This window comes from Burkholderia sp. BCC0405 (assembly GCF_902833075.1).
In the GTDB taxonomy this organism is placed as follows: domain Bacteria; phylum Pseudomonadota; class Gammaproteobacteria; order Burkholderiales; family Burkholderiaceae; genus Burkholderia.
The window spans coordinates 56,181-82,877 of the sequence record NZ_CADFEO010000007.1 but is presented as its reverse complement, the minus strand read 5'-3'; the positions used below and the strand labels follow the sequence as shown (position 1 = coordinate 82,877).

Genomic DNA, 26,697 nt, shown 5'->3' with positions numbered 1-26,697 from the left:
TCAATGGTTACTTGGAGCCTGCTTTCCAGCGCATCCCCCAGCCGTATGCACGATCCATTTCCTCGTGTCCGGGGTGGAAGTCGACTCGACGAGAGACCTTGACGGCCCCGTTCACGTTTTCAAGAAGGGCGATCGCGCACATGCCGTGGCGGCCTCCCTCCTCGTTCATGCGAACTTCGATTTCGGACTGGCCAGGCACGAAAATGGTTACAACGCCGTCAGTTGCCTTCCAGTTCGGAGCGCCGTCGTAGATGAACGCGAAAATCAGGATGCGTTCGATCTTGTTCCACTGTTGCCCGTTGATGCGAAGCCACTCGCCATCGGCAACCGAGCCCGTACGGTCATCCCCCATAAGCTGGATGTAGGGTTCCTCCCGCAGATTGCCGAAGCGCTTGCCGAGCGCCTGCACGGCCCCTTTGAGTCCGTCCTGCATTTCAAACAGGCAACCCAGGTCCAGGTCGATGGCGCCGCGCTTTCCCAAGAAGCCGCCGAGCAGGCCACTCGTTCCCTGGTTCCAGTTCAGGTTCACCTTGATTTCACCGAAGCCGGCAGCGGTCTTCTCCAGACTGATGCTGGGGCGCGATTTGTCGAGCGTGATTTTGCCGAGTCGGATCGTGGGCGTCGGCGCGCCAGGCGGTACCGGTGCGAGCGTCGGCGCCGGCGCCGGTACGGGTGCCGGGGTTGGCACGGGAGGGCTCTGCGCCGGGCTACCAGAAGGCGTGGCAATGTCGATGCCGAAGTGCTTTGCCAGCGGCTCCAGGCCGCCGGCAAAGCCTTGTGCGACACAGCGGAACTTCCACGCGTCCTGACGGCGGTAAAACTCCCCGAGGATCAGCGCAGTCTCGTTCATCCCGGCAGTCGGGATCCGCGCCTCAATTCCTCCCGTAACGGCCACTGCCAGCATCGAAACGCGGTCGAAGGTCGCCTTGTTCTCATGGATGGTCGCGGTGAGCGCGACTTTCTCGACGGCAGGGTCTATCCGACCGAGATCCACGGTGAACTCTGCCCGGCCGGCCGCCGTGTTGGTCAACCGTACCGCGCCACCCAGGACACTGGTTTGGCCGTAGAAGCACATGTCGCCATCGCCTCGGACTTTCGCGGCCGAGGTGAGCGCGAATGCAGAGATATCGATCTCCGCGCCAGGAATCGGAGCGTAGCTGATGTCCACACGCAATTGACCGGTGGCAACCGGCGCATTTCCGCCAGGTACCAGTGTCGTCATGCTCGCACCGCCTGAATCGCCAGATTGACGAGATCGTCCGCGGTGCGGCCGTGGGTGGACTGGCCGATTGCCTTGAATTCCCAGCCGCCGCTGCCACGGCTGAGGCTAGCCATTACGACACCGGTGTGGCGACCTTTCTCCGCCAGGTTGAAGCGCGCCAGCTCCTGGTTTTTCGAGTCGTCGAGGATGCGGCAGTAGGCGTTTTCGACTTGGTCGAAAGTCTGACCACGGAAGCTGTTCACGGTGAACACCAGGTACTGGATGGTGCCCGGCAGGCGCTGCAGGTCGACGTGGATGGTTTCATCGTCGCCATCACCTTCGCCCGTCAGGTTGTCGCCGGAGTGCTCGATGGCGCCGTCCTTGGATTCCAGTTGTCGGAACCAGACCAGATCGACGGATTTCATGTCGCTGTCCAGCAGGATGCAGGAAGCATCGAGGTCGATATCGTTGCTGCCGCCACCCAGCATCTTGGAGAAGAAGCCACCGGATTTCACCGGGTCCCAACCCAGGCCCAGACTAATCGAGGTCAAGCCACGACCGGCGGTTTTTTCCAGCGAGATGCTCTGATTCTTGCTCAGGGTGAGTGCCATCTTTACGCTCCTTGTTGATCTTCAGTGTTCAGTGTTCAGTGTTCGTGTGAGGGATCGGACGGAGTCACATTCCCCAGCCTTGCTAAACCGCGAGCGGGATTGCCGCCACACGGGAAAAGAGTCGCCATGATTCGTCTTGCGCGGCAGCTGCCGACTCTTGGTCCGGACGCAAGTCGCCGCTGCCGCTCGGCCGACATCGAGTCGGCGAGCAGTAGGCCGTGCTCCTTTGGGGGCAGCCTCATGCATTTCCACGCTCATCAGCCGGCCTCCGCCAGTCGGACGCCGTGCTCGCTACTACTCGGGGCGGTGGGCCTCACTCCGTGCCACTTGGCGCGTTCGAGGATGTTGACCGCCCACTTGTAGTGGGTTGCCGGCTCACACATCGCGTCGTTGTGCTTGAAAACGGCAGGGGCCGCGTCGTTGACGATCAGCCTGGCGCAGTTGAAGTCCTCGAGGCTCACGCGCAGCGCCTCCTGAATAATGCGGATCTGGCTCGGGTGAATGGCCGTCTTCCCTACCAGGCCATGAGCGATGTCCAGTTCCAACTCCTCGTTCAGGAGATGGGGCGTGGCGAGTTGCTCGAATACGGGTGCGGTCAGGGCAAAGCCCTGAGCACCCATGATTCCGGCAAGCATGGGGATGACGTAGCTGATGGGCGTGCTGTAGATCGTGGTGGCCGGATTGCGCCGCAGACCAAGACACCCCATCAGGTCGTTGCCGCCGATTCGCAGCGCGATGATGCGTCGGTTCAGGTTGGCCTTCAGGGCCGAGCCAAGCTCTACCATTGCGCCCGGGTCATAGACGTCGGCCGTCTCCAGTGTAGGCATGAGGTACAGGTCAGGATGACTGACCGCGTTCTCCCACGACGAAAGGGATTGCAGGGTCAACTTGGGTACGACGAACCCATCGACGTGCTTCATCAGCGGCCAGTCGTTCAGCACCGCCGCCATCGAGGCATCACGAGGCCGAACGAACAACAAGGGGCCGGATTCGACGCGCCCTCCCCGGGCATCGATATTCATGAGGAGCGCCTGCAGGTTCTCCAGCGCGCTTTCGACGTCGATTGCCGCCACTGCGTCTTCCAGGCAGACCACCAGCGAGCGCAGCTCCGGGATCCTGGTGCCGGAAACCACATCCAGAATGTCGCTGCGGGTGGCCGGCATGTACAGAGTCGCCCCGAGGGCGAACGGAGAAATGGTTTTAATCAATTCGCATTCCGAATGATTGTTGCCGCGCGGTAAGGACCCAGATCGGCGCCCGCTTCCTCTACTGTCACACCCGCGCGTTCGGTGAGGTGCAACAGCAACTGAACGTCGCTGTCATTGCGCTCACGTACCAGTACGCGGTCCGGCACACGGCGCAAGACCGCTCGGGTTGCCTCGGCGATACCCGGTTTCACGCGATTCAGGTTGCCGATGTCGAAGCGGGTTGCCAACGCGGACACCACGTCTTCCGCGGACGCCTGGAGTGTCAATCGCTGGTCGTTGGTCCACGGAACGGCAGGACGAGTGTCTGCCAGCGCCCGACGTTCGGAGTCGATCCTGTCGATGAACTCGCGCGTTACATCGTGTTCGCGCAGGTGTTCGTAGACCACGCAACCATGCAGGCCGCCTTGAGCCGGCCAGATGGTGCGGGACACCAGCCCGGAAACGGTTGCGCCGAGAATGCCGGACGGAATTGTCCAGTCCTTCGCGGAGGCAGCCAGCCATGCGCGGCCGCACGGATCTGCCAGCACCACGAGGCGCGGACCTTCAGGGAAGCGCGAGTCGTCCGCCAGGGTCCGTGCGAGTTCGCCGGAAATAGCACCTTTGCCGGTCCAGCCATCTACGAAGACGATGTTTTCGGCGCCATGCAACCGGACGATGGCTTCCAGAGCAACCGTGTCGATCCCGCGATCGCGAATGATGCTGATCCCGTAGTGGCGGGCATCGCGCCCCATCTCCACGAGTGCCCGGCGCAGCAGCACGCCAAGCGGCAGGCCGGCGCGAACAAATGAGACCAGAGCGATGTCCGGCCTGGTGTAAGCGGTGCTCAGTGCCATCGCCAGGGACTGCACATCCGAAGCCATGCGGGCGCCGTTCTGCACCAGCGCGCGGGCGTAAAGACTCTTGTGCACGTCGGTGGGAGCCTGCTCGAGGCCGATCATTTCCGAGTAGTGTTTTTGATTCGTCTGAATCAGACGCTCCTTCTCCTCGACGTCGGTGACGTTCATCCGCACGTGTCGCAGAACGAAGTGCACGTCTTCGGGGGCATAGCTGCCGCTGCCGATGGTGTTCAGGCTCGCGAGGCGATTACCCATTGATCGTCCCCGTCACCCAATTCGCAAGCTGGCTGCGCGCCGGTGTCGCCCACATGTGGCAGAGGTCCATGTACCCCAGATCGGTGATGCTGTCGCCGAAGCCCAGAACCGGTCGCTCACCGTGGATCTCACGATCGCGGTGCAACCACGCCTGAACGGCCAGGCGCTTGGCCAGCCCTGTTGGCAGGAAGGCGAGGTTGTTGCCGTTCGCGTGAACGTGCATGCCGTCCAACATGCGCCGGGACCGAACTTCGGCCAGCACCTCGGCGAGCACCGAGTCGTCGGACTCGTTGTGCTTGACCACCACGTAGTGGCGCAAGCCGTCTTCTTCCACCACCCAGCCGCGGAGAGCGTGGCCGAGTTCCCTGCCGATCCCCAGAGTGGCCTCGCACAGTGCCGGCAGTCGGTCCTGAACGCTCCGGAGGACCTCGACCATTTGCCCGTGCCAGCTTCGATCGGGTGATCCGTCGGGACGGAGCATGACGCCCCCATTCGAGCAGATTGCGCCTTCCGCGAAGGGCAGCATGACGCGGCCGTATGCCTCCACGCTGCGCGCGGTGACCGGAACGACGTCGGCGGTGGCCAGCAGCCACGTGATGAACGCGTGCTGGACCGGGTCCATGAAGCCGTTTGGCTGACCGTGCACATCCAGCGTGGCCGTCGTTCGCGGGACGCCTTCCGCCATCTTGCGGGCGGTCTGGAACAGGGTGTCGTCGAGGTCGACGAATGCCAGGGGGCGATTACCGCTCATCGACAATCACCTCGGCTTTCAGTGCCTCGACGAGTTCTGCAGGGAGTGCCTGAGAGGGGGTTTCCGTGCAGATCAGGACCCGGTCGAACTGGCCGGGCTTCACGTTGTAGAGGAAGTTCGGAATACAGAGGCCGTAGTTGTCGGGGAACGACAGCGCGTGCTCGATGGCGTGGCCCAAGGCGATGGGGGACCGGGTGGTCGAACTGAAGTGGACATCCGCGCCAGATCGCTCCAGGCGTTCCGCCAGCAGAAAAGGACGCCAGACGAACTCGCCGGTACCGACGACAATGACTTTCTCGCCGGGCTGGACCTGAATTTCCGGCGCGAGCGTGTCGCTCACATCCCGAACGCCCAGACGTCCCCAATCATTGCAGGGAGAGAGAGGCCATTCGCCCATGGAAACGGCGCCGACGTTCGGCATCTCGGGGAGGGGCGCGGACCGATCCTCGTGGAACTGGTAGGAGCCGGTCAGCAGCGATACTGCGGTGACCGGTTCCCCGATGGATTGACGAACGGTACCGGCAGTCCAGTCCGTCAGGACGCAAGTGACCACTCGCTGGACGTTGCTCAGACCTGCTTCGACCAGCGCGCGGTGCAGGTTCAGGAAGGTCTTGCCGGTGGAGGCTTCGTCATCCACCAGGACCAGCGATCGAGCCTTCAGCATCAGGTCACGAACCTCGGGATCGACCGGCAAGTGGATCAGATGAGCGCTCGCATGGCTGTGTTCTTCCTCGAATCGAGCGAAGACGTCGGTACCGAGCGGATGACGAGTACTGGTGAGGTACACGCTGTCAGGGCGGCCGGCACGATAGGCGCGGTGCACGCCGGCACCGAGACCCACTGCGGTTTCGGCCATGCCGATCACCAGCACCGGTCCGGGCAGGCCCGCCGGAATTCCGGCAGCCAGACGCTCGAAGCTGGCCGCCATGATCGACGGACGCGCCGGGATGTGACGGCCAAGGACCTTGGAAACGAAGAGGAATGCTCGCTTGGGATTCCGGCGCTCTGCGAAACCGAACAGGTTCGCAGGGGGCAGGGCGGCAGCGTCGACTTTGATCTCGAGCAGCCCCCGCTTGAGTTGGGCGCGCAGGCACGTTGGTCCTACGTGGCTTTCCATGTACAGCATCCTCGTTTAGCGTGGCTCGAAGATCCACGACGACCGCCTACGCCTGGTGCCCAGTTGTTCGAACTGGGTTCGCGCCGGGCGCCGGCACCCTCGGTCCGGCATCCCGAAACCTTTCAAAATGAAATTGAATCGTATCAAATTTGAAAGATTGTTGGGTGCCCGCATGTACCGATATCGCGAGGGCTTTTGTTTTTCGGTTTTGTTCGAGAGGATGGGCTTTGCGGGCCTGGTGTGGCCTGGTGACGACGGTCAGCCGTTCGACCGAAGCCGATGCTGTGATCGCAGTCCCGTGAAAGCGGTGAGGAGGGGGAGGTGAGGAGGGGGAGATGACGCGGGCACGACGGAGAGGGACGCCGGCCCGCGTCGGACCGCCCGGTTCCGGCCGGGCGGTCAGGGCCCGTCGCCGAAGCGGCAGGCCCTGAACCGTTACGTCAGACGGCGAGGCAGAGGTACTTGATCACGACGTAGTCGTCGATGCCGTAGTGCGAGCCTTCGCGGCCGAGGCCCGATTGCTTCACGCCGCCGAACGGCGCGACTTCGTTCGAGATCAGGCCGGTGTTCACGCCGACCATCCCGTATTCGAGCGCTTCCGCAACCTTCCACACGCGGCCGACGTCGCGGCTGTAGAAGTATGCGGCGAGGCCGAACTCGGTGTCGTTCGCGAGGCGGATCACTTCATCGTCGCTGCCGAACTTGAACAGCGGCGCGAGCGGCCCGAACGTCTCCTCCTTCGCGACCTTCATCGCCGGCGTGACACCCGTCAGCACGGTCGGCTCGAAGAAGCCGTGGCCGAGCGCGTGGCGCTTGCCGCCCGTCACGACGGTCGCACCCTTCGCGAGCGCGTCCTCGATGTGCGCCTCGACCTTCAGCACGGCCGCTTCGTTGATCAGCGGACCTTGCGTGACGCCCGGCTCCGTACCGCGGCCCACCTTCAGCTGGCCGACGGCCGCCGCGAGCTTCTGCGCGAACTGGTCGTACACGGCTTCATGCACGTAGAAGCGGTTCGTGCACACGCAGGTCTGGCCGCTGTTGCGGTACTTCGATGCGATCGCACCCTGCACGGCCGCGTCGAGGTCGGCATCGTCGAACACGATGAACGGGGCATTGCCGCCGAGCTCCAGCGACACCTTCTTGACCGTCGCCGCGCATTGCGACATCAGCAGGCGGCCAACCGGCGTCGAGCCGGTGAACGACAGCTTGCGCACGATCGGGTTCGACGTCAGTTCGCCGCCGATCGCCTTCGGGTCGCCCGTGACGACGCTGAACACGCCGGCCGGCACGCCCGCGCGCTCGGCCAGCACAGCCATCGCGAGCGCGGAGAACGGCGTCGCCTCGGCCGGCTTCGCGACGATCGGGCAGCCTGCGGCGAGCGCCGGGCCGACCTTGCGCGTGATCATCGCCGCCGGGAAGTTCCACGGCGTGATCGCCGCGCACACGCCGATCGCCTCCTTCGTCACGACGATGCGCTTGTCGCTCGCCGGCGTCGGGATCGTGTCGCCGTACACGCGCTTGCCTTCTTCCGCGAACCACTCGAGGAACGATGCGGCATAGCCGATCTCGCCTTTCGCCTCGGCCAGCGACTTGCCCTGCTCGGTGGTGAGGATCAGCGCGAGGTCGTCGGCGTTTTCCATCATCAGGTCGTGCCACTTGCGCAGGATCGCAGCGCGTTCCTTCGCGGTCTTCTTGCGCCACGCCGGCCATGCGGCGTTCGCGGCTTCGATCGCGTGACGCGTCTCGGCCGCGCCCATCGCCGGCACGGTGCCGAGCAGGCCGCCCGTCGCCGGGTTGCGGACTTCGAACGTCTCGCCGTTCGTCGCGCGTTGCCATTCGCCGTTGACGTACGCCTGCTGGCGGAACAGCGACGGGTCTTTAAGTGCCAGGGTTTCCTGAACCGTGCTCATGTGAATCACCTGCTTCGAAAAGGACGGATGAAACGGCCGCCGCCGTCGTAAAGACGGCGGCGGCGCATTCAATTGAAGTCGACGGAAACTCAGGCCGGCACGCCGACCGTTTCCTTCAGCACTTCCTCGAGGATCACGAGCGCTTCGTCGAACACGGCTTGCGGGATCGTCAGCGGGAACAGGAAGCGCACGACGTTCGAGTACACGCCGCACACGAGCAGCAGCAGGCCGCGCTCGAGCGCGCGCGCCTGCACGCGCTTCGTGAATTCCGCATCCGGCTCGCCCGAGCCCGGCTTCAGGAACTCGACCGCGATCATCGCGCCCGGGCCGCGCACGTCGGCGATCTGCGGCACGTCGGCCTGCAGCGCGTTCAGCTTCGCCTTCAGCACGTCGCCGAGTTGCGTCGCGCGCTCGCACAGCTTCTCTTCGTCGATGATCTCGAGCACCGCGTGTGCCGACGCGACGGCCAGCGGGTTGCCCGCGTACGTGCCGCCGAGGCCGCCGGGCGCTGCCGCGTCCATCACGTCCGCACGGCCGACGACGCCCGACAGCGGCATGCCGCCCGCGAGGCTCTTCGCCATCGTGATCAGGTCGGCCAGCACGTCGTAGTGCTGCATCGCGAACAGCTTGCCGGTACGCGCGAAGCCCGTCTGCACTTCGTCGGCGATCAGCAGGATGCCGTGTTCGTTACAGATCTTGCGCAGCGCGCGCACGAATTCGGCCGGCGCCGGGTTGAAGCCGCCTTCGCCCTGGACCGGTTCGAAGATGATCGCGGCGACGCGCTTCGGATCGATGTCGGCCTTGAACAGCATCTCGATCGCCTTGATCGAATCGGCGGTCGTCACGCCGTGCACGGCGTTCGGGTACGGCGCGTGGAACACGTCGCCCGGGAACGGGCCGAAGTTCAGCTTGTACGGGGCGACCTTGCCGGTCAGCGCCATGCCCATCATCGTGCGGCCGTGGAAGCCGCCCGAGAAGGCGATGACGCCCGGGCGGCCGGTGGCGGCGCGCGCGATCTTGATCGCGTTCTCGACGGCTTCGGCGCCGGTCGTGAAGAACGCGGTCTTCTTCGGGAAATCGCCCGGCGCGCGGTCGTTGATCTTTTCGGCGAGTTCGACGTACGACGCGTACGGGACGATCTGGTAAGCGGTGTGCGTGAAGTGGTTCAGCTGATCCGCGATCGCCTTGACGATCTTCGGGTGGCGGTGGCCGGTGTTCAGCACCGCGATGCCGGCGGCGAAATCGATGAAGCGGCGGCCTTCGACGTCCCACAGCTCCGCGTTCTCGGCGCGGGCTGCGTAGAAATCGCACATCACGCCGACGCCGCGCGGGGTGGCGGCGTTCTTGCGGGCCTGCAGGTCGGCATTCTTCACGGTCATCTCCTTGATGTTCTTTCCGGTGAGTAGAAAATCGGGCGCTTCGACAGCCCATGGAGGCGACTATAATCACATTTGGCTCTGGCAATCAGAGCCATTTCAATAAATATTCAGGAGCCAATCATGCGTGCGAGCGTGTTGTCGGACTGGCTCGCGCAGCGCCTCGTGCGCGGCGGCGAGCAGCCGATCTACCGACAGCTTCACCGGCTGCTGCAACAGGCGATCCTGTCGCGCGAACTGCCGGCCGGCACGCGCGTGCCGTCGTCGCGGCTGCTGGCCGCCGAGCTCGGGATCGCGCGCAACACGGTCACGCAGGTTTACGAACAGCTTGCGCTCGAAGGCTATGTGAACTCGGCGACCGGCCGCGGCACGTTCGTCGCCGACAGCGCGCCGGACGAGATCGTCGGCGCGCCGCCCGACGCGGCCGCCGCGCGCCCGGCGTTCGTGCAGCCGTCCGTGCGGCGGCTGTCCGCGCGCGGCACGCGGCTCGTCGAAGGGGCCGGCGTGTCGAAACGGCAGGGCGGCGCGTTCATGCCGGGCGTGCCCGATGTGTCGCGATTTCCGGCGCGTGTGTGGACGCGGCTGCACAACAAATACTGGCGGCGGCTGCGCCCCGACCTGCTGACCTACGCGCCGGGCGGCGGCCTCGCACTGCTGCGCGAGGCGCTGGCCGACTACCTGCGCACGTCGCGCTCGGTGCGCTGCACGCCCGAGCAGATCGTGATCACGACCGGCATCCACCAGTCGATCGACCTGGCGGTGCGGCTGCTGACCGATCCGGGCGACGCGATCTGGACCGAGGATCCGTGCTACTGGGGCGTGCGCAGCGTACTGAACGTGTCGGGGCTGACGACGCGGCCGATTCCGGTCGACGACGAAGGGATCGCGCCGAGCGCCGCCGATCTCGCCGAACCGCCGAAGCTGATGCTCGTCACGCCGTCGCACCAGTATCCGCTCGGGATGGTGATGAGTCTCGCGCGGCGGCGGATGCTGCTCGAATACGCGCGCCAGCACGGCTGCTGGATCATCGAGGACGACTACGACAGCGAATTCCGCTACGGCAGCCGGCCGCTCGCGTCGCTGCAGGGGCTCGATACCGCCGGGCAGGTGATCTATGTGGGCAGTTTCGGCAAGACGCTGTTCCCGGGGCTGCGGGTCGGTTACCTGGTCGCGCCCGAGCCGCTCGCGGAAAGTTTCGCGACCGCGAGCGCCGAACTGTATCGCGAAGGGCAGCTGCTGCAGCAGGCGGTGCTGGCCGAATTCATCGCGGAAGGGCACTTCGTGTCGCATATCCGCAAGATGCGCACGCTGTACGGGCAGCGCCGCGAGGTGCTGCTCGACGCGGTCGCGCAACGCTACGGCGACACGCTGCACGCGCTCGGCAGCGATGCGGGGCTGCATCTGGTCACGCAGTTGCCGGAAGGCGTCGACGATCGCGCGGTCGCGCAAGCCGCGCTCGAACGCAATATCGTCGTGCGGCCGTTGTCGGGGTATTACGCGGATCGGGATCGCGCGGCACCGGGGTTGCTGCTCGGCTATGCGTGCGTGCCGGAGGACGAGATCGCGACTGCGTTCGCGACGCTCGCCGAGGCGATCGACGAGCGGGCGTTTGGCAAGGCGGTCGAGGTGGCCTGAACGGCGCCTGCGGTTGCGGCATCGCGTTGCGATGTTCGCCGCCGCCATCGAGGCCGGGCGGCGTCATGCTCGCTCGACGGCTGGGAGAGCATGCGCGTCCTGCACTACCTGCCGCGAATCTCAATACCCGATCCACACCGCGAACGTCAGCACGACGCACGACAGCGCGAGCAGCGTCAGGAACAGCGGCAGCACGAAGCGGATCCACGCGCCGAAATCGACGCGCGCCGTGGCCAGATACGCGAGCAGCATCCCCGACGTCGGCGTGACGAGGTTCGTCAGTCCGCCGCCGAGCACGAACGCGAGCACCGACGTCTGGCCGCTCACGCCCGAGAGCTGCGCGATCGGCCCGATGATCGGCATGCTGACCGCGGCCTTGCCCGACACCGACGGAATGAACACGTCGAGCACCATCTGCACGCCCATCAGCCCGTTCGCGACCCACACCGGCGACTGCCCGTCCGCGAGCCGCGTGAAGAAGTTGATCAGCGTGTCGAGCACGAGGCTGTTCTGCAGCAGCAGTTCGACGGAAGCGGCGAGCCCCATCAGCAGCGCGGCGAGCATCATGTTCTTCATTCCGTCGACGAACGCGTCGGCCGCGCTGCGCGAATCGAGCCCGCCGATGATGGCCGTCGCGATGCTCACGGCCGTGTAGAACGCCGCCAGCTCGACGTTGCCCCACTTCAGCTCGCGCGTGCCGTAGATCAGCATCGCGACGGCGGCGGCGAACACGACCAGCGTCGCCTTGTGGCGCAGCGACAGCTTCGCGGCCGCGTGCGCGGCATGGCCCGCGGCGGTCTGCCCGGCCCGGTAGCCGGTGTTGCGCACGTAGCGCAGCAGGTACAGGATGCCGATCGTCAGGAATACGACGAATACGGCGGCGCGCAGCGCGACGCCGCTGAACAGCGGCACGCCGACGAGCGGCTGCGCGACGGCCAGCGCGAGCGGGTTCGTGACCGACGCGATATAGCCGATCTTCGCGGCGAGCGCGACGAGTGCGACCGCGAACAGGTCCGGGAGACCCAGGCGCCGCGCGATCACGACCACCATCGGAATGATCACGAGGTACTCGGAGATGAAGCCGAGCAGCGTACTGCCGAGCCCGATCAGGATCATCAGCATCGGTGTCAGCAGGTACGCGTTGTTGCCGGTGAGCTGCAGCAGCCGGTCGATGCCCGCGTCGACCACGCCGGTGCGGCGCATCACCCCGAACATCCCGCCGACGAACATCACCATCACGATCAGCGGCGCGTTCTTCAGCAGCCCTTGCGGCACCGCGACGAACGCCGAGACGAGGCTTGCCGGCAGCGCTTGAGCGGAGGTGCTGTGACTGACGGCCGGGGCGACGAGCGTCGCGGGGGCGGTGGCCTTCGGCACCACGTGATAGGTGCCCGGCACGACGAGCCGGCCGTCGCGCGCGAACTGGCCCGAGTCGACGACCCACGTGAGCGCAATCGCCGCGGCGAGCACCCACAGCATCATCACGACGGGATGCAGCATCTTGCCGTGCGGATGCGGCGTGTGACCGGCGGGCGCGGCCGGAGCGCCGGCCGCCGGATCGTCAGCCGCGAGTGCGGGGGTGTCGGCGCCGTGCGCGCCGGCCGGGTTCGGAGAAGGGGCGGACATCGGATCCTCGTCGAAGAAGAAGCGGGCCGTCAGGCCGGTTGCAGCGCGGCGCGCGCCGGGACGTAGCCGAGTTCGGCGGAAATGGCGAGGCTGCACGCCTGCAGGCGTTCGAGATAGTCGGGAATGTCGGCGTGGCTCACGCGCACCTCGGGCCCCGTCACGCTGACGGAGGCGACCGTCGCGCCTGTCAGGTCGCGCACCGGCACGGCGATCCCGACCGCGCCGGGCGTCACTTCGCCGCTGCTCACCGCGTAGCCCTTGCGCGCGACCGCGTCGAGTTCGCCGGCGAGCGTCGCCGGGTCGTCGGCCTGCCCGTTCCGGCGCAGTTGCGCGAGATATTCGTCGCGCACCGCGTCGGGCGCGAATGCGAGCAGCACCTTGCCCGATGCGCCGAAATGGATCGGCCGGCGATTGCCGACCGCGCCGACGGTGCGCACCGCGTGCGTCGTTTCGCAGCGCGCGACGCACACCGATTCGAGCCCTTCGCGCACGCGCAGCACGATGGTCTCGTTGATCGCCTGGTTGAGCGCGAGCATGTGCCGGTGCGCGGCGCGCACGAGCGCGTTCTGCTGCGACGCGGCCACGCCGATCACGAACGCCTGCGGGCCGAGCGCATAGGTGGACGTGCGCGGGTCCTGCACGACGAAGCGATGCAGTTCAAGCGTGCACAGCATCCGGTACGTGCGCGACTTGTTGATGCCGAGTTGCGACGCCAGCTCGGTCACGCCGAGGTTCGGATGCTCGGCCACGTAGGTCAGCAGCTTCAGCGCGCTGTCGACGGCGTCGACGATGTAGGTCGTCATGCGGGGCCTCCCTGCGGTGCGATGCGCGCGCGGACGTAATCGGCGAGTGCGTCGAGGTACGCGTCGACCGAGCGCTTCAGCGTGGCGAAGCCTGCATGTTTCGCGAATGCGGCCTCGTCCATGTACAGCGCGCGGTTGAATTCGATCTGGATGCCGTGGCGCTGCCGTGCGGGATCGGCGAGTGCGGTCAGCAGGTCGCCGCCCTGATACGGGTCGTTGACCTGCACGCGATAGCCGGCGCCGGCGAACCACTGCGCGGTCCACTCGGTGAACGCCGGATCGGCGGTCGTGCCGCGCCGGTCGCTGACGACGACGTCCGGTCGCAACGCACCCGCGTCGACGTTCATCGCGTTGCCGCGCGACTTCATCGAATGGCAGTCGATGTGCCACAGCGCGCCGTGCGCCGCATGCAGCGGCTCGGCGATGCCGGCGAGCGCGCGGCGGTACGGCAGGTAGTACGCGTCGATCCGATGGCGTACCTCCGCGAGCGACAGCTTGCGGTCGTACAGCGGCACGCCGGGCAGCGCGTCGCGCCGGATCAGCCCCATCCCGCGCTGCGTGTACGGCTGCGGCGACAGCGGCTCGGGCCACGGCTCGGCGAGCAGCGTCGCGTCGATATCGGTTTCCGCACGGTTCGGATCGATGTACGCGCGCGGAAACGTCGCGCCGAGCAGCGTGCCGCCGCGCGCAGGGGCGCCGGCCCACAGTTCGTCGATGTACGCGTCCCACGTCGTGCGGATCGCGTCGTCGGGTGCGACGGTGGCGAAGTCCGGCGGATACGCGATGCCGCTGTGCGGCGAGTCGACGACGATCGGCAGCGCCGGCACCGTCGGCGTCGCGACGAAATAGGCAGGCGATGCGCCGGTAGTCGCGTTGTTGCAATTAAACGTCAGCATGGGGATCAGGTTCTTTACCTAGTTTATCGAGGCGTCTCGTTCGAATGTTTTAATCATTAAAACAGCGTATCAATATTTCACAACGACTGAAAATCGCGGTCAAGGGCTTTTTGCGATACCGGGATTGCGCGCCTTGATCGGCCTGTCACGCCCGTGATTATTGGGCTTGTTTCATTCTTTGAAACGCCTTGCGATTCAGGTGAATTCGACCCCCGCGTACGATTTTTGACGTCACTTGACGCTTCAAATCGCAAAATCCAACAATAAATAAGACGATGTTTTATTCAATAAAACACGTTTCGAGCGAAATAAATCGCTCTCCATATTCAACCGATAAAAGGGGTCGGAGATGAAGCGAAAAGGGATGGTGGTTGCGCTGGCGGGTATCGCAACGGCGGCCGGGGCGATGCACGCGCACGCACAGTCGAGCGTGACGCTGTACGGCGTGGTCGATTCGGGGATCACGTACACGAACAACCAGAACGGCCATGCCGCGTGGCAGGCGACCGGCGGCAACGAGCAGGGCACGCGCTTCGGGCTGCTCGGCAAGGAGGACCTCGGCGGCGGCACGCGCGCGGTGTTCCGGCTCGAGAACGGCTTCAACATCGAGAGCGGCGCCGCGAGCCAGGGCGGCCGGCTGTTCGGTCGCCGGGCATACGTCGGGCTGGAGAACGACCGCTGGGGCACGCTGACGATGGGCCGCCAGTACAACGCGGCGCAGGAAGTGCTGGAGCCGCTGCAGATCGGCGCGACCACTGCGCTCACGCAGTACGCGCTGCATCCGTTCGACACCGACGACCTGAACAACACGTTCCGCACCAACAACTCGGTGCAGTACCAGACGCCCACCTGGTACGGGCTGCGCGCGGTCGGCCTGTACGGCTTCTCGAATTCGACGTCGTTCGCGCAAAACCGCGTGTGGAGTATCGGCACGAGCTACGAGAACGGGCCGCTGCAGCTCGGCGCGGCCTACGTGCGCGTCGATCATCCGGCGCTCGACACCACCGGCGCGGCGGCATCCGACAACTACTACACGTTCGTCAAGGGCGTGACGCGCCAGCAGATCTGGGGCGCGGGTGGCGCGTACGCATGGGGAGCCGCGACGTTCGGGCTGCTGTACACGAGCTCGCTGTTCAACCTGCAGACGGGCGGCGCGATGCGCTTCAACAACTACGAGGGCAGCGTGCGCTACCTGATGACGCCCGCGCTGCAGTTCGCGCTCGGCGAAACCTATACGCAGGTGCTTGCGTCTCAGGGGCCGAAGCCGAGCTCGCACTACCTGCAGACGAGCGCCGGTGTGCAATATTTCCTGTCGAAGCGCACCGATATCTACGTGAACGCGTTCTACCAGCGTGCGTCGTCGAACACGGTGGCCGCGATCGAAGGGATCTCGAATCAGTCGAGCACGCGCACGCAGATCGTCGCGGTGACGGGGATCCGCCACAAGTTCTGACGCGGCGGCAGGCCGCGGGCGGGGCGCTTTCCGCTTACAACCGGATCAGCGCCGCGCCGGCGACCACCAGCGCGCACGCGGCGAGCCGCTGCGCGCCGGGACGCTCGCGCATCACGAGCCAGCCGATCGCGACGGCAAAGATCGAACTCGTTTCGCGCAGCGCCGACACCGTCCCGACCGGCAAGTACCGGTACGCGACGATCACGATCCCGTACGCCGCGAGCGAGATCGTGCCGGCGACCGCGCCTTGCCAGAGCGCCGTGCGCGAGCCGAGCACCGCGCGCGGGCCGCCTCGCACGGCGCAGACCAGCACGAACTGCGGCACGCTCCACAGCACGTACACCCACGCGATGTAGCCGAGCGCGCTGCCGGATACGCGCGAGCCGATGCCGTCGCAGATCGAATACGCGGCGATGAACACGCCCGTGAGCAGCGCAAACGGCACGCCTTCGCCGGAGAACCGCAAGCCGCGCCGCAGCGCGAGCGACATGATGCCGAACGACACGAGCGCGATACCTGCGAAGCCGAACGGCGTTGGCTGTTCGTGGAGGAATACGAGCGCGAGCATCGACACGAGCAGCGGCGAGATTCCGCGCGCAATCGGGTAGATCTGCCCGAACTCGCCGCTGCGGTAGGCGCGCGCCAGCGTGAAGCAGTACGCGACCTCGAGCGCGGCCGACCCGGCGATATACGGCCATGCGGCGGGCGCCGGTGCGGGCAGCAGGGCCGCGCCGGCGACGCCGAACACGAAATACGGCAGGGACATCGTGCCGAGCTGGACGAGCCGGTCTTCGCTGACGTGGAGGAAGGCGTTCCAGATGGCGTGCAGCAACGCGGAGCACAGCACGAGGCCGATGAAGAGGTGGTCCATGAACGAAGGTGCGGACAGGGGCGGGAGCGGACGCGCGCCGTCATTATGTGGGTATCGGGCGCGCTCGCATGGAATTGTCGATAATGGAGTGCTGTTATTCACCGGATGCCGATAATGACCGAAGCCACTCAAGCCCAGCCTGCCGTTCCGCGCCTCACGAGCCTGTCGCATGGCGGCGGCTGCGGCTGCAAGATTGCACCGGGCGTGCTGTCCGAGCTGCTGAAGCGCACGACGCCGCCCGCGCTGTTCCCGGATCTGCTGGTCGGCACCGAGACGTCCGACGACGCGGCCGTCTACCGCCTCAACGACGAGCAGGCGATCGTCGCGACCACCGACTTCTTCATGCCGATCGTCGACGATCCGTTCGACTTCGGCCGCATCGCCGCGACCAACGCGCTGTCCGACGTCTATGCGATGGGCGGCAAGCCGATCCTCGCGCTCGCATTGGTCGGCATGCCGATCAACGTGCTGCCGCACGAGACGATCGCGGCCGTGCTGCGCGGCGGCGAATCGGTGTGCGCGGACGCCGGCATTCCGGTCGCCGGCGGCCATTCGATCGATTCGGTCGAGCCGATCTACGGGCTCGCGGCGATCGGCGTCGTGCATCCGTCGCGCGTGAAGCGCAATGCGGCGGCGCGCGCGGGCGACGTGCTGGTACTCGGCAAGCCGCTCGGCGTCGGCGTGCTGTCGGCCGCGCTGAAAAAGAACCAGCTCGATGCCGCGGGTTATGCGCAGATGGTCGCGACGACCACCAAGCTGAACCGGCCGGGTGCCGAGCTCGCCGCGCTGCCGGGCGTGCATGCGCTGACCGACGTCACGGGCTTCGGGCTGCTCGGCCATACGCTCGAACTGGCGCGCGGCGCGCATCTCACCGCGCGCGTGCACTATGCGTCGCTGCCGTGGCTCGCGGGCGTCGAGGCGTTCGTCGCGGACGGCGTGTTTACCGGCGCGTCGGGTCGCAACTGGGCCGCGTACGGCGCGGACGTACAGCTGGCCGCCACGCTGCCGCCCGTCGCGCAGGCGCTGCTGACCGATCCGCAGACGTCGGGCGGCTTGCTGGTCGCGTGCGCGCCCGAGGCCGTCGACGACGTGCTCGCGTGCTTCCGTGCCGACGGCTTCGAGCGCGCGGGCGTGATCGGCGAGATGGTGGACGGGCCTGCGCGCGTCGATGTCGCGTAACGCCGAAGCGCCGCACGGGATCATTTTTCGGTCGCTGGAATCGATGCCTTTCATAGAAAACATCGACGACCGATGAACGACTTCCTGTTCGGGCTGATGATCGCGCTGTCGGTCGGGCCCGTTGCGCTGATGATCGCGAACTACGGGATGCGCGCCGGCACCGCGAGCGGCGTGCGCGCGGCGGTGGGTGTCGCGACGGCCGACGGCTGCTATGCGGTCGTCGCGTTCACGCTCGGCGCGATGCTCGCGAGCACGCTCGCCGCGCATCTGTCGCTGTGTCGTCTGGCCGGTGCGCTCGTGCTGCTCGCGATGGGGGCGCGGATGCTGTGGCAGGCGCTGCGGGATCGTCGCCGCACGCTCGATGGTGACGCGCGACCGCCGGGCAGCCGCCCGTTCGCATCGATGTTCTTCGTCACGCTGGCGAACCCGCTCACGATCCTGTTGTTCTATGGCTATGCAACGGCTGCCGCCGGTGCGCATCGGCACTGGCTGCTCGGTGCCGCGTGCGTGTTTGCGGGCAGTCTCGCGGGGCAACTCGTGTTCGCATTCGGCGGCAGCGTGATCGGCCGGATCGTGAAGTCGCCGGGGCTCCTCGCGGCGAGCCATGTGGTCGCGGCGCTGGTCGTGCTGGGCTACGGGGTGGCGGGGCTGGCGCGGTTGTAGCGGTCCGCCGGGCGATGCGCATGCAGGTGCGATTGGCGTGCCGGTGTCGATCAACCGGATAGTATTCCTGACGGTATGTCGCGGTGCGGAGAGCATGTCCGAGCACAGCACGCCCGCACCGACGCACCGGCGCCGTTTCGTAGTCGGGTTCCGCATCGGGCACGCGCGTTCTATACTCCGTCGCGCAGTCTACGAGAGCCGTTCTCACCCAACATCCTCGAAACAAGGAACGCCGATGCTGACTCGCTCCATTCTTTCCGCCGCGGCATTCTCGCTCGCAGCCTGCGCAACCGCGCCGTCGGTCGCGCAGGACAACCAGGGCAACAACGCAGGCAACAACGCATTGTCCGAGACCGGTGCACAGGGCCGCCCGGTCAAGGTCATGATCATCACGATGTTCGGTCCGGAGGGCCAGGCCTGGCTCGACCGGCTCGGCCCGTGGCGCGACATTGCCGTGCCCGGTCTGTCGCCCGACTACCCGAACGTGCATTGCAACAAGCAGGACGTGTGCGTGGTCACGACCGGCATGGGCTATGCGAACGCGTCGGCGACGATCATGGCGCTCACGTTCTCGCAGCGCTTCGATCTGCGCCGCACGTACTTCCTGATCTCAGGCATCGCGGGCGTCGACCCCGCGCAAGGCACGGTCGGTTCGGCCGCGTGGTCGAAGTACCTCGTCGATTTCAGCCTGCAGTGGGAACTCGATGCACGCGAGATTCCGGCCGGCTGGAATACCGGCTTCCTGGGCATCAACACGAAGAGCCCGAACGACAAGCCGCCGCTCGACTATCGCACCGAAGTGTTCCAGTTGAATCCGCAGCTGACCGACGCCGCGGTCGCGCTGTCGCGCAACGTCGTGCTCGCCGACAGCGCTCAGGCGCAGGCCGCACGCGCGAAGTTCAACTACGCGCCGGCGAACCGGCCGCCGACGGTGATTCAGTGCGACACGTCATCGGGCAACACGTGGTTCTCGGGCACACTGATCGGCGAACGTGCGCGCCAGTGGACGAAGATCCTGACCGACGGCAAGGGGACCTACTGCATGACCGCGCAGGAAGACAACGCGACGTATGAAGCGCTCAAGCGCGCGGCGAGCGTGAAGCGGGTCGACCTGTCGCGCGTCGCGGTGCTGCGTACCGGGTCGGATTTCGACCGGCCGTATGCGGGGCAGACGAGTGCCGACAACCTGCTCAACTACGCGGACCAGGGCGGCTTCGCCCCGGCGACCGAAAACCTGTATCGCGCGGGCAATCCGCTCGTTCAGGACATCGTGACGCACTGGGGCGAATGGCGCGACGGGGTGCCGCGCCGGTAAGTTGACCGAGCGACGCGTGGAAACAACTCGATCGTCCGTGCGTGGCAGAACTCCGGGTGACGCTGTGTCGCCCGGAGCGACCGGACGCAGGAAATCACCGTGTGGGCCGGGCGAGCTTGAGTTCGATTCGCGTATATTCAGGCCCCAATAGCTGCATGGTTGCAGTTTGACCGCGCTCATCCGTCATTCCGATGTATTGCGTTGCACTGGTGCTGATCCGATAGCAGATGCGTGCCAGCGGCTTCTTGTCGCCATCCAGTAAAAACAACGTTTGGTTCCGTGTTCGAGCGGTCCAGCGCTCGGACGTCACGAAACGTGCCTGCGCGGGTTCCCTGTCGTCATCGCATGTAAAGCGGTTCGAGCCGGGCGGGGGGCCGGGTGTCTCGGGTGTCACTGCATAACTGGCGACGCCCTGTGTGCCAGGCGAATTGCAGAGGCTCTGGCACCCTGCGGGCGGGCACTTGGGAACGAACTGGACCCAAAGCTGCTTTGCGTCGTCGGGATCGAGCTTGCCGTTCCGGCGCGACACGATTCGCTCGCCGACATGGATGTCGTCGGGCACCATGCCGAGTTGCACGAGGAATGATTTCATCTGTGCGCCGCGTTGTCGTGCGAGGTGAACCGGTTGTTTTTCCCAATCGTAGGCTGTCGCCTCAATCGATACTGAGGTGCCCTCGCGCGTCCACTCCTTGGCGGTCAGGTAGTGTCTGACGACGGAGAGTCTGTCGCTGTTGCCGATTTCCACCGAATTCACCGGTAACTGCATGCTGTCGGTCAACATGATCTTGCATGCATCGGCTTGTATCGGGAGTGACAGGACGGCAGTCAGTGTGGCAATGGCATGTCGCATGAGTCGCTCCGATCTAACGCGCCAGAATGAACCAGGCGATGTTGTCTGCGTTGCTGATCGCCCTGTCCGGATAATGTCTCGCGAACTGGGCACAGGCAGTGCGGCCGTATGCCCCTGGATGGTCGCCCGCGCCGAACGTGTCTGCAAAATGGGCGCATTCGTGAACGATGGTCAGTTGCTGCGAGGAGAGATTGCCGGCCGATCGCTCGGGTAGCGAGCAGAACGGGAGATTGATGGCAATGGTATGAGTTGCGGTGTCCGGACGGCAAACATGCGCAACCTCGGCGTCAAGATGCTTCATGTTCGGAAGGCATCCTGTCGCGCGGTCGGCATCGGAGCCGGTGCGAACGAAGTTTTCCGGGCCGAGGCCGGCCATCACGCTGGCAAGCGCGTCGAGTCCCGACGCCAGCCTGCGTCGAACATCGACATGTGATGAGCCGAACCATTCGATCACGCGTGCTTCCGTGGACGGCCACCATCGCGTCATTTCCAAATGGCGCTGCCGGGTGATCACAACCGCATCGTCTCGCAATTCAAGCATCCGCTTCCGGAACGCTGAATCCGTCATGTTCGGACAAATTGGCGGTCCGTCGAGTGATAGCGAGATGGGGGCGCGGGAATCGGTTTTCGTATTGGTCGGTACGGTTGCGACTCGGATCCATTCCTCGTCGTTCGCGGGATCGGAATTTCTAGGCGGCATCGGTTTTCCTGATGTAGGCGGGGTGGTGTGGCGTGTTGCGGGGCATGCCCGGGCGCAAGAGATTCAACCTGTCTGGATGTCCAGATGCAGCTTTCCGTAGCCAAAGGTGATGACGCGTCGCGTCAGCCCGGCGTCGTCGGTCGTGCCCTGGATGGTTGAGTGAGGGTTGGTGTCCGAAGTAATGCGATAGCGGACGTTTGCTAACGGGCGCCCGGTGATCTGGTCGATCAATTGAAACTGTTCGTCGTAGACCTCGCCGGTGGAGGAAACTGCCTGGGAGGCAGTGGACAGATGACTGGAGCCGAGGCCGTGTGCAAGAAAAATGCTTGAATCCTGCCCGGCCATGACACGGTTGCTTCCGCATGGGCACATCACCAGGTCGCCGTCGACGACGGCATCCCGTCCGTTCCCGAACAATCCTTTGCCAGTCCCGAAAATGCTGAAGTTTCCCTCGCAGTTGCCGCATGTCGCGCGATCTCCGTTGAGCGCGACATGCTTGCCGTGGTCGAATATCGTGGAAGAGTGGGCAACGACGCGGCCACGAGTCGTCGTCCGATCACCGTCTCGAACGGCCGGCCGGTATGTTCGGACGTTCCGTTCGCCGCTTTGGGATGACGCAGTCATACAAGCTCTCCATAGGAACATCATTGGGAGTGCTCATGCTAAGTACCCGGGGCGAACAATGGACTTGCCGAAAAGAATCGGGGAGAGAGATGAAGCTTGAGAAGTGTGAATAAAGGCGCGACAAGACACACGCTTTCTCTAGCCAATAGGCGTTTACTTGCGAAACATGCAGTCTGGCGGAAGTCGAGAGCGAAACGGCTTTGTATTGCCCGGAACGGTTGATCGGGCTCCGACGAATACGTAAAACGCGATCAAACAGGCGACTTTTCCTGTGTCAATCGAGGCGCCTCGCATGGCCAAGGTCAGGTCGCTGGAATTCGCTTGTTTAACGTCACAAATTGTGTCGCAGCGATCGCGGCTGCGGCTGTGTGTCTCAAGCGTTCGCGGGCCCCAGGCACTGCTCGGAGGCGGCTTCGCCCCGGCGACCGAAAACCTGTATCGCGCGGGCAATCCGCTCGTTCAGGACATCGTGACGCACTGGGGCGAATGGCGCGACGGGGTGCCGCGCCGGTAAAGGCCGGGTGACAACCCAGCCGGCGATCAGTGCGCGCGCGGGGCCGAACGGAACGGTGTCCACACCGGCGTGGTGTCGTCCCAGTGATCGAGCGGCGAAGGAAGTTGATCGTTCATCATGTGCTCCTGCAACTCACTATCCAACTGACTGACTCGGCGAGTCGTCGACAAGGGAATCGCGACGCCGCGCACGGGGCAACCCGTTGCGCGGCGTTGCGCGTTTACCGGCCTCCGCCGGCGAGCTGGTTGCTTTCCGGCATCGAGCGATACGGGCCTTGCGCCAGTTCGAGCCCTTGCGGATACGAATTGGCCTTGCGCAGATACGCGAGCGTGCCGTCCTTGCGTGCTTGCTCGACTTCCGCGCTGACTTCGGCGCGCGTGCGCGGGCCGTAGTGCTGCGAGTACCACGACGTATTGCCGTAGTCGCCGGCATGCGGCGTACCCGAATCGGCGAATGCCGGTGCGGACACGGCGAGCGTGAGGGCGAGGGCGGAGAGAAGATGGCGGCGGTTCATGGCGAAACTCCTGTGTCGATGTGAGTGAGCGCTTCAGCGCTGACTCGGATCCCATGCAAGGCATTTCGGAGCTGGCGCCAGAACGCTGACTCCGGTCCCATCAAGCGGGATCCGTTCGATGCGCAACGAGGTGCGCGACAGGGTTTACTCTAGGTATCCGTTCCGTCGCGATAAATGCGGCGGATGCGAATTGAATTGTCGCGTCAGCGGAACAATCGACATCCGTACACTTTGCAGGGTTATGCGGAAACCGCTCGAACCCGCTTGCAGCGGGCCTCGCACGGGAGCGACGACGGTGCGCGACGACGCACGCGGACGATTGCGTCGCGCGGCACAAAGGTTTGCTGCGGATTCGGGAAGGATCGGGTGCGCCGGGCGGGAAACGGGGCACGGAGGCGGGGCGCGGTGGCGGGGCAACGCGCGGGCCTCGCCGCCCGCGCGTGCAGTTCGGATGCGCGATTCAGTCGCGCGGTTCAGGCGTTACGCGACCCACTCGTTGATGACCGGCGTTTCGAGCGCCGGTGCGCGCTCGGCTTCCTCGAACGTGCGCTTGCTGCACGTTGCGTCGAGGCTGCCCTTGCCGCTCAGCAGCGGGCAGCGGTCGAACACTTCGGCGACCCAGTCGACAAACACGCGCACTTTCGGTGACAGATGGCGGCTGTGCGGATACACGACCGAGATCGGCATCGGCAGCGGCTTGACGCCGGGCAGCACTTCCTTGAGCCGGCCTTCGCGCAGATGCGGCAGCACCATGAAGAGCGGCGGCTGGATCAGCCCGAAGCCTTCGAGCCCGCAGGTCACGTATGCATCCGCGTCGTTCACCGATACGATGCCCTCCATCTTCATCTCGACTTCCTTGCCTTCGATCAGGAACGTCCAGTCGATCGTGCGGCCGGTGCGGCTCGAGAAGTAGTTGACGGCCTTGTGCTGGTTCAGGTCGTCGATCGTTTGCGGCTCGCCGTGGCGCTCGAGATAGTCGGGCGACGCGACCGTCACGCATTCGAACAGGCCGACCCGGCGCGCGACCAGCGACGAGTCCTGCAGTGCGCCGACGCGGATCACGCAATCGACCCCTTCCTGCAGCAGGTCGACCGGCCGGTCGGACAGGCCGAGCTGCAGGTCGATGTCCGGATAGCGCGTATGAAATTCGCACAGCGACGGAATCACGAGCAGCCGTCCGATCGAACCCGGCATGTCGATACGCAACTTTCCGTGCGGCTTCCGGTTGTTCGCCTGGAAGCTCGCCTCGGTTTCCTCGACGTCCGCGAGGATCCGCACGCATCGTTCGTAGTACGCGGCGCCGTCCGGCGTGAGCGACAGCCGGCGGGTGGTCCGGTGCATCAGCCGCACACCGAGGAATGCTTCGAGATTCTGGATGATCGTCGTGACGGACGCTCGCGGCAAGCTGAGCGTTTCTGCTGCCTTGGTGAAGCTGCTTGTATCGACGACGCGAGTAAACACCTGCATGGCCTGAAGCCGGTCCATCACAACCTCCGCAATCTAATGAGCCTCCGGAACGACAAGGCTGCGCTACCTCGTGGGTAAACGCAGCCTCGGATTGTTCGGGGGCGTTGAATTGTGTTGCCGGATTATAGGCATTTATCCCAATGTCTGCCGGACCCAGAATTCGTTCCATCTCGAAATGGATGCTGCATCGTCATGGACGCTTCTGAATTCAGCAAATTCCTGAAAGCCGCTTTGCCCGCGCAAGCCACGGCGGGCGCGGCGCTGACGGTCGCCGAAGTGGAAATTCCCGGCTACGCGCAGGACATCGTGCTGCGCCTCTACCGCCGCCCGGACAAGACCGGGTTGCCGGTAGTGCTTTATTTCCACGGCGGCGGCTTCGTCCGCGGTTCGCTCGAAGACGCCGATTTCGCCGCGCGTTTTTTAGCAGAACGCTTACCAGCGCTCGTCGTGTCGGTCGATTATTCGCTCGCGCCGGCCTTTCCGTTTCCGGCCGCGCCGGAGGATGCGTATCGCGCCGCCGTGTGGGCCGCGACGCGCGCCCGCGCGTTCGGCGGCAACCCGAAGAAGATCGGTGTCGCGGGTCACGACGCGGGCGGCCAGCTCGCGAACTGCCTCGCATTCATCGCACGCGACCGCGGCGAAGTGTCGATCGCCGCGCAGGCGCTGTTCGGGCCGATGCTCGACCCGAGCATGACGCGCATCGGCGACGCCGAGCGCCTCGCATCCGACATCACCGCGCGTGAATGCGCGGCATGTTATCGCGCGTACCTGCCGCAGGCCGCGCAACGCATGCACCCGTACGCGGCGCCGCTCGAATCGGTGCGCCTCGCGGGGCTGCCGCCGACGCTCGTCGTCACCGCGCAGAACGACGTGCTGCACGTCGAAGCGGAGAAATATGCGGGCTGCCTGATCTCGTCGGGCGTGCTCACGCAGGTGATCCGCTATCCGGACATCACGCACGCCGCGCTCGCGACGCACGAAGCCGCATTCGAGGAAGCCGTGCGCTTCTTCCTGTGCCGCTTCCAGGCGCGCCAGCCGAACCGTTCCGAATAACCAAAAAACCAATCCACGTTTACTGGAGATCCACATGGCCATCCTACGCACCTCCCGTTCCCGAATCGCGACAGCGGCGATCGTGACGCTCGCCGTCGTCGGCCTCGGAACGTTCGGCGCGATGCGCGTGAACGCAAACGCACCGGAGAAAGCGGCAGCACCGCTGCCCGAAGTCGACGTCGCGACCGTCGTGCCGCAGACCGTGACCGACTGGCAGAGTTATTCGGGCCGCCTCGAAGCGGTCGAGAAAGTCGACGTGCGCCCGCAAGTGTCGGGCACGATCGTCGCGGTGAACTTCAAGGACGGCGCGCTCGTGAAGAAGGGCGACGTGCTGTTCGTGATCGACCCGCGCCCGTACCAGGCCGAAACCGATCGTGCGGCTGCGCAGCTCGCGGCCGCGCAGGCGCGCAACGGCTATGCGCAGACCGACTGGCAGCGCGCGCAGCGGCTGATCGGCGACAACGCGATCGCGAAACGCGACTACGACGAGAAGCAGAATGCGGCGCGCGAGGCGGCGGCGAACCTGAAGGCCGCCGAAGCGGCGCTGGAAACGGCGCGCATCAACCTCGGCTATACGCGGATCACCGCGCCGGTGTCGGGCCGCGTGTCGCGTGCGGAAATCACGCTCGGCAACGTCGTGTCGGCCGGTGCATCGGCCGCGCCGCTGACGACGCTGGTATCGGTGTCGCCGATCTACGCATCGTTCGACGCGGACGAGCAGACCTATCTGCAATACATCAGCGGTGCGCGCAGTGGCCGCAAGGTGCCGGTCGAGCTCGGTCTCGCGAACGAAACGGGCTACTCGCGCAGCGGCGAGATCGACTCGGTCGACAACCGGCTCGATACGTCGTCCGGCACGATCCGCGTGCGCGCGCGCTTCGACAACGCCGACGGCGCGCTCGTCCCGGGCCTCTACGCGCGTGTGAAGGTGGGCGGCAGCGCGCCGCACGAGGCACTGCTCGTCGACGACGCGGCGATCAACACCGACCAGGACAAGAAGTTCGTGTTCGTCGTCGACCAGCAGGGCCGCGTGTCGTACCGCGAAGTGCAGCAGGGGATGCAGCACGGCAACCAGCGCGTGATCGTGAGCGGGCTCTCCGCCGGCGATCGCGTGGTCGTGAACGGTACGCAGCGCGTGCGCCCCGGTGAACAGGTGAAGCCGCACATGGTCCCGATGACGGGCGGTGACGCACCGTCCGCGCCGCTCGCGAGCACCGCGAAGCCGGCCGCACCGGCGAAGGCGGATTCGTAAGCGGCCCGCCGCTTCGT

General features: G+C 65.5%; 25 protein-coding genes. 8 read left to right on the top strand and 17 right to left on the bottom strand.

The annotated features are described in order from the left end of the window. Window positions 1-7: 7 nt before the first annotated feature. From HWX36_RS13365 to HWX36_RS13330, 8 genes are all read right to left on the bottom strand, one after another. A complete protein-coding gene (locus HWX36_RS13365) occupies window positions 8-1,222 on the bottom strand; it encodes a TerD family protein (protein ID WP_175952568.1) in 1,215 nt (404 codons plus the stop codon). After that, window positions 1,219-1,812 carry a TerD family protein gene (locus HWX36_RS13360; RefSeq protein ID WP_175952567.1) on the bottom strand — a complete coding sequence of 198 codons (594 nt, stop codon included), beginning with the start codon at window positions 1,810-1,812 and terminating at the stop codon, window positions 1,219-1,221. The genes HWX36_RS13365 and HWX36_RS13360 overlap by 4 nt, the downstream gene beginning before the upstream one ends. Before the next feature lie 257 nt (window positions 1,813-2,069). Continuing rightward, window positions 2,070-3,020, bottom strand: a complete 951-nt coding sequence (locus HWX36_RS13355) for an HpcH/HpaI aldolase/citrate lyase family protein (RefSeq protein WP_244136414.1) — start codon at window positions 3,018-3,020, stop codon at window positions 2,070-2,072. Next, window positions 3,017-4,111, bottom strand: coding sequence for a cysteine protease StiP domain-containing protein (locus HWX36_RS13350; RefSeq protein WP_175952566.1), 1,095 nt, complete (start codon window positions 4,109-4,111; stop codon window positions 3,017-3,019). Before HWX36_RS13350 ends, HWX36_RS13355 begins: the two co-directional genes overlap by 4 nt. Then, window positions 4,104-4,862, bottom strand: coding sequence for a trehalose phosphatase (locus HWX36_RS13345; RefSeq protein ID WP_175952565.1), 759 nt, complete (start codon window positions 4,860-4,862; stop codon window positions 4,104-4,106). Before HWX36_RS13345 ends, HWX36_RS13350 begins: the two co-directional genes overlap by 8 nt. After that, entirely contained in the window at window positions 4,852-5,979 is a 1,128-nt protein-coding gene (locus HWX36_RS13340; RefSeq protein ID WP_175952564.1) for a phosphoribosyltransferase domain-containing protein, read from the bottom strand. Before HWX36_RS13340 ends, HWX36_RS13345 begins: the two co-directional genes overlap by 11 nt. 440 nt (window positions 5,980-6,419) lie before the next feature. Continuing rightward, entirely contained in the window at window positions 6,420-7,889 is a 1,470-nt protein-coding gene (gene gabD, locus HWX36_RS13335; protein WP_175952563.1) for an NADP-dependent succinate-semialdehyde dehydrogenase, read from the bottom strand. Window positions 7,890-7,978: 89 nt separating this feature from the next. Then, complete coding sequence (locus HWX36_RS13330) at window positions 7,979-9,268, bottom strand: 4-aminobutyrate--2-oxoglutarate transaminase (RefSeq protein ID WP_175952562.1); 1,290 nt, start codon at window positions 9,266-9,268, stop codon at window positions 7,979-7,981. A 120-nt stretch (window positions 9,269-9,388) separates the two neighbouring features. Here HWX36_RS13330 and HWX36_RS13325 point away from each other — a divergent pair, with 120 nt between their 5' ends. Further along, window positions 9,389-10,900, top strand: coding sequence for a PLP-dependent aminotransferase family protein (locus HWX36_RS13325; RefSeq protein ID WP_175952561.1), 1,512 nt, complete (start codon window positions 9,389-9,391; stop codon window positions 10,898-10,900). A 120-nt stretch (window positions 10,901-11,020) separates the two neighbouring features. On the opposite strand, the gene HWX36_RS13320 is transcribed toward HWX36_RS13325, so the two are convergent. The 3 genes from HWX36_RS13320 to HWX36_RS13310 are packed head-to-tail and all read right to left on the bottom strand — an operon-like array spanning window position 11,021 to window position 14,225. Continuing rightward, window positions 11,021-12,526, bottom strand: coding sequence for a YfcC family protein (locus HWX36_RS13320; RefSeq protein ID WP_175952560.1), 1,506 nt, complete (start codon window positions 12,524-12,526; stop codon window positions 11,021-11,023). Window positions 12,527-12,555: 29 nt separating this feature from the next. Continuing rightward, entirely contained in the window at window positions 12,556-13,329 is a 774-nt protein-coding gene (locus HWX36_RS13315; protein ID WP_175952559.1) for an IclR family transcriptional regulator, read from the bottom strand. After that, window positions 13,326-14,225 (bottom strand): N-formylglutamate amidohydrolase, encoded by a 900-nt coding sequence (locus tag HWX36_RS13310; RefSeq protein WP_175952558.1) that lies wholly within the window; start codon window positions 14,223-14,225, stop codon window positions 13,326-13,328. Before HWX36_RS13310 ends, HWX36_RS13315 begins: the two co-directional genes overlap by 4 nt. A 349-nt stretch (window positions 14,226-14,574) precedes the next feature. On the opposite strand from HWX36_RS13310, the gene HWX36_RS13305 reads away from it, so the two are divergent. Beyond that, window positions 14,575-15,678 carry a porin gene (locus tag HWX36_RS13305; protein ID WP_175952557.1) on the top strand — a complete coding sequence of 368 codons (1,104 nt, stop codon included), beginning with the start codon at window positions 14,575-14,577 and terminating at the stop codon, window positions 15,676-15,678. Window positions 15,679-15,712: 34 nt separating this feature from the next. Here HWX36_RS13305 and HWX36_RS13300 read toward each other — a convergent pair whose 3' ends face one another. Continuing rightward, a complete protein-coding gene (locus HWX36_RS13300; protein ID WP_175952556.1) occupies window positions 15,713-16,549 on the bottom strand; it encodes a DMT family transporter in 837 nt (278 codons plus the stop codon). Between the two features lie 114 nt (window positions 16,550-16,663). On the opposite strand from HWX36_RS13300, the gene selD reads away from it, so the two are divergent. The 3 genes from selD (at window position 16,664) to HWX36_RS13285 (ending at window position 19,706) form a co-directional block, all read left to right on the top strand. Next, window positions 16,664-17,728 (top strand): selenide, water dikinase SelD, encoded by a 1,065-nt coding sequence (selD, locus tag HWX36_RS13295; protein ID WP_175952555.1) that lies wholly within the window; start codon window positions 16,664-16,666, stop codon window positions 17,726-17,728. A gap of 72 nt (window positions 17,729-17,800) precedes the next feature. Further along, window positions 17,801-18,391: a LysE family transporter gene (locus tag HWX36_RS13290; protein WP_175952554.1), complete on the top strand. Its 591-nt coding sequence runs from the start codon at window positions 17,801-17,803 to the stop codon at window positions 18,389-18,391. Between the two features lie 235 nt (window positions 18,392-18,626). Then, on the top strand, window positions 18,627-19,706 hold the full coding sequence (locus HWX36_RS13285) for a purine nucleoside permease (RefSeq protein ID WP_175952553.1): 1,080 nt from the start codon (window positions 18,627-18,629) through the stop codon (window positions 19,704-19,706). Between the two features lie 94 nt (window positions 19,707-19,800). Here the strand turns inward: HWX36_RS13285 and HWX36_RS13280 are convergent, their stop codons facing one another. The 3 genes from HWX36_RS13280 to HWX36_RS13270 all read right to left on the bottom strand — a co-directional run bounded on the left by HWX36_RS13280 (window position 19,801) and on the right by HWX36_RS13270 (window position 21,880). Further along, on the bottom strand, window positions 19,801-20,556 hold the full coding sequence (locus HWX36_RS13280) for a hypothetical protein (RefSeq protein ID WP_175952552.1): 756 nt from the start codon (window positions 20,554-20,556) through the stop codon (window positions 19,801-19,803). 13 nt (window positions 20,557-20,569) lie between these two features. After that, entirely contained in the window at window positions 20,570-21,256 is a 687-nt protein-coding gene (locus HWX36_RS13275; protein WP_175952551.1) for a M35 family metallo-endopeptidase, read from the bottom strand. 63 nt (window positions 21,257-21,319) lie between these two features. Continuing rightward, the gene (locus HWX36_RS13270) at window positions 21,320-21,880 is read right to left on the bottom strand and encodes a PAAR domain-containing protein (protein ID WP_175952550.1); all 561 of its coding nucleotides are present in this window, start codon (window positions 21,878-21,880) and stop codon (window positions 21,320-21,322) included. A gap of 292 nt (window positions 21,881-22,172) precedes the next feature. Between HWX36_RS13270 and HWX36_RS37120 the strand changes: the two genes are divergently transcribed. Further along, window positions 22,173-22,394, top strand: coding sequence for a purine nucleoside permease (locus HWX36_RS37120; RefSeq protein ID WP_244136413.1), 222 nt, complete (start codon window positions 22,173-22,175; stop codon window positions 22,392-22,394). Window positions 22,395-22,614: 220 nt separating this feature from the next. Here HWX36_RS37120 and HWX36_RS13260 read toward each other — a convergent pair whose 3' ends face one another. Both HWX36_RS13260 and ceoR read right to left on the bottom strand, forming a co-directional pair. Beyond that, window positions 22,615-22,908: a DUF4148 domain-containing protein gene (locus HWX36_RS13260; RefSeq protein WP_027790465.1), complete on the bottom strand. Its 294-nt coding sequence runs from the start codon at window positions 22,906-22,908 to the stop codon at window positions 22,615-22,617. A 480-nt stretch (window positions 22,909-23,388) separates the two neighbouring features. After that, complete coding sequence (ceoR, locus tag HWX36_RS13255; protein WP_175952549.1) at window positions 23,389-24,393, bottom strand: putative multidrug efflux transcriptional regulator CeoR; 1,005 nt, start codon at window positions 24,391-24,393, stop codon at window positions 23,389-23,391. 174 nt (window positions 24,394-24,567) lie between these two features. Here ceoR and HWX36_RS13250 point away from each other — a divergent pair, with 174 nt between their 5' ends. Both HWX36_RS13250 and ceoA read left to right on the top strand, forming a co-directional pair. Beyond that, window positions 24,568-25,428: an alpha/beta hydrolase gene (locus HWX36_RS13250; protein ID WP_175952548.1), complete on the top strand. Its 861-nt coding sequence runs from the start codon at window positions 24,568-24,570 to the stop codon at window positions 25,426-25,428. A gap of 34 nt (window positions 25,429-25,462) precedes the next feature. Next, window positions 25,463-26,680 (top strand): multidrug efflux RND transporter periplasmic adaptor subunit CeoA, encoded by a 1,218-nt coding sequence (ceoA, locus tag HWX36_RS13245; RefSeq protein ID WP_175952547.1) that lies wholly within the window; start codon window positions 25,463-25,465, stop codon window positions 26,678-26,680. Window positions 26,681-26,697 lie beyond the last annotated feature (17 nt).

Excerpts from the sequence above, each read along its gene's own strand:
- HWX36_RS13340 (WP_175952564.1), bottom strand. The coding sequence starts at position 5,979 with ATGGAAAGCCACGTAGGACCAACGTGCCTGCGCGCCCAACTCAAGCGG.
- HWX36_RS13305 (WP_175952557.1), top strand. The coding sequence starts at position 14,575 with ATGAAGCGAAAAGGGATGGTGGTTGCGCTGGCGGGTATCGCAACGGCG.
- HWX36_RS37120 (WP_244136413.1), top strand. The coding sequence starts at position 22,173 with ATGGCCAAGGTCAGGTCGCTGGAATTCGCTTGTTTAACGTCACAAATT.
- HWX36_RS13280 (WP_175952552.1), bottom strand. The coding sequence starts at position 20,556 with ATGCGACATGCCATTGCCACACTGACTGCCGTCCTGTCACTCCCGATA.
- HWX36_RS13365 (WP_175952568.1), bottom strand. The coding sequence starts at position 1,222 with ATGACGACACTGGTACCTGGCGGAAATGCGCCGGTTGCCACCGGTCAA.
- HWX36_RS13260 (WP_027790465.1), bottom strand. The coding sequence starts at position 22,908 with ATGAACCGCCGCCATCTTCTCTCCGCCCTCGCCCTCACGCTCGCCGTG.
- HWX36_RS13310 (WP_175952558.1), bottom strand. The coding sequence starts at position 14,225 with ATGCTGACGTTTAATTGCAACAACGCGACTACCGGCGCATCGCCTGCC.
- HWX36_RS13345 (WP_175952565.1), bottom strand. The coding sequence starts at position 4,862 with ATGAGCGGTAATCGCCCCCTGGCATTCGTCGACCTCGACGACACCCTG.
- HWX36_RS13250 (WP_175952548.1), top strand. The coding sequence starts at position 24,568 with ATGGACGCTTCTGAATTCAGCAAATTCCTGAAAGCCGCTTTGCCCGCG.
- gabD (WP_175952563.1), bottom strand. The coding sequence starts at position 7,889 with ATGAGCACGGTTCAGGAAACCCTGGCACTTAAAGACCCGTCGCTGTTC.
- HWX36_RS13290 (WP_175952554.1), top strand. The coding sequence starts at position 17,801 with ATGAACGACTTCCTGTTCGGGCTGATGATCGCGCTGTCGGTCGGGCCC.
- selD (WP_175952555.1), top strand. The coding sequence starts at position 16,664 with ATGACCGAAGCCACTCAAGCCCAGCCTGCCGTTCCGCGCCTCACGAGC.
- HWX36_RS13360 (WP_175952567.1), bottom strand. The coding sequence starts at position 1,812 with ATGGCACTCACCCTGAGCAAGAATCAGAGCATCTCGCTGGAAAAAACC.
- HWX36_RS13325 (WP_175952561.1), top strand. The coding sequence starts at position 9,389 with ATGCGTGCGAGCGTGTTGTCGGACTGGCTCGCGCAGCGCCTCGTGCGC.
- HWX36_RS13320 (WP_175952560.1), bottom strand. The coding sequence starts at position 12,526 with ATGTCCGCCCCTTCTCCGAACCCGGCCGGCGCGCACGGCGCCGACACC.
- ceoA (WP_175952547.1), top strand. The coding sequence starts at position 25,463 with ATGGCCATCCTACGCACCTCCCGTTCCCGAATCGCGACAGCGGCGATC.
- ceoR (WP_175952549.1), bottom strand. The coding sequence starts at position 24,393 with ATGGACCGGCTTCAGGCCATGCAGGTGTTTACTCGCGTCGTCGATACA.
- HWX36_RS13270 (WP_175952550.1), bottom strand. The coding sequence starts at position 21,880 with ATGACTGCGTCATCCCAAAGCGGCGAACGGAACGTCCGAACATACCGG.
- HWX36_RS13275 (WP_175952551.1), bottom strand. The coding sequence starts at position 21,256 with ATGCCGCCTAGAAATTCCGATCCCGCGAACGACGAGGAATGGATCCGA.
- HWX36_RS13315 (WP_175952559.1), bottom strand. The coding sequence starts at position 13,329 with ATGACGACCTACATCGTCGACGCCGTCGACAGCGCGCTGAAGCTGCTG.
- HWX36_RS13350 (WP_175952566.1), bottom strand. The coding sequence starts at position 4,111 with ATGGGTAATCGCCTCGCGAGCCTGAACACCATCGGCAGCGGCAGCTAT.
- HWX36_RS13285 (WP_175952553.1), top strand. The coding sequence starts at position 18,627 with ATGCTGACTCGCTCCATTCTTTCCGCCGCGGCATTCTCGCTCGCAGCC.
- HWX36_RS13330 (WP_175952562.1), bottom strand. The coding sequence starts at position 9,268 with ATGACCGTGAAGAATGCCGACCTGCAGGCCCGCAAGAACGCCGCCACC.
- HWX36_RS13300 (WP_175952556.1), bottom strand. The coding sequence starts at position 16,549 with ATGGACCACCTCTTCATCGGCCTCGTGCTGTGCTCCGCGTTGCTGCAC.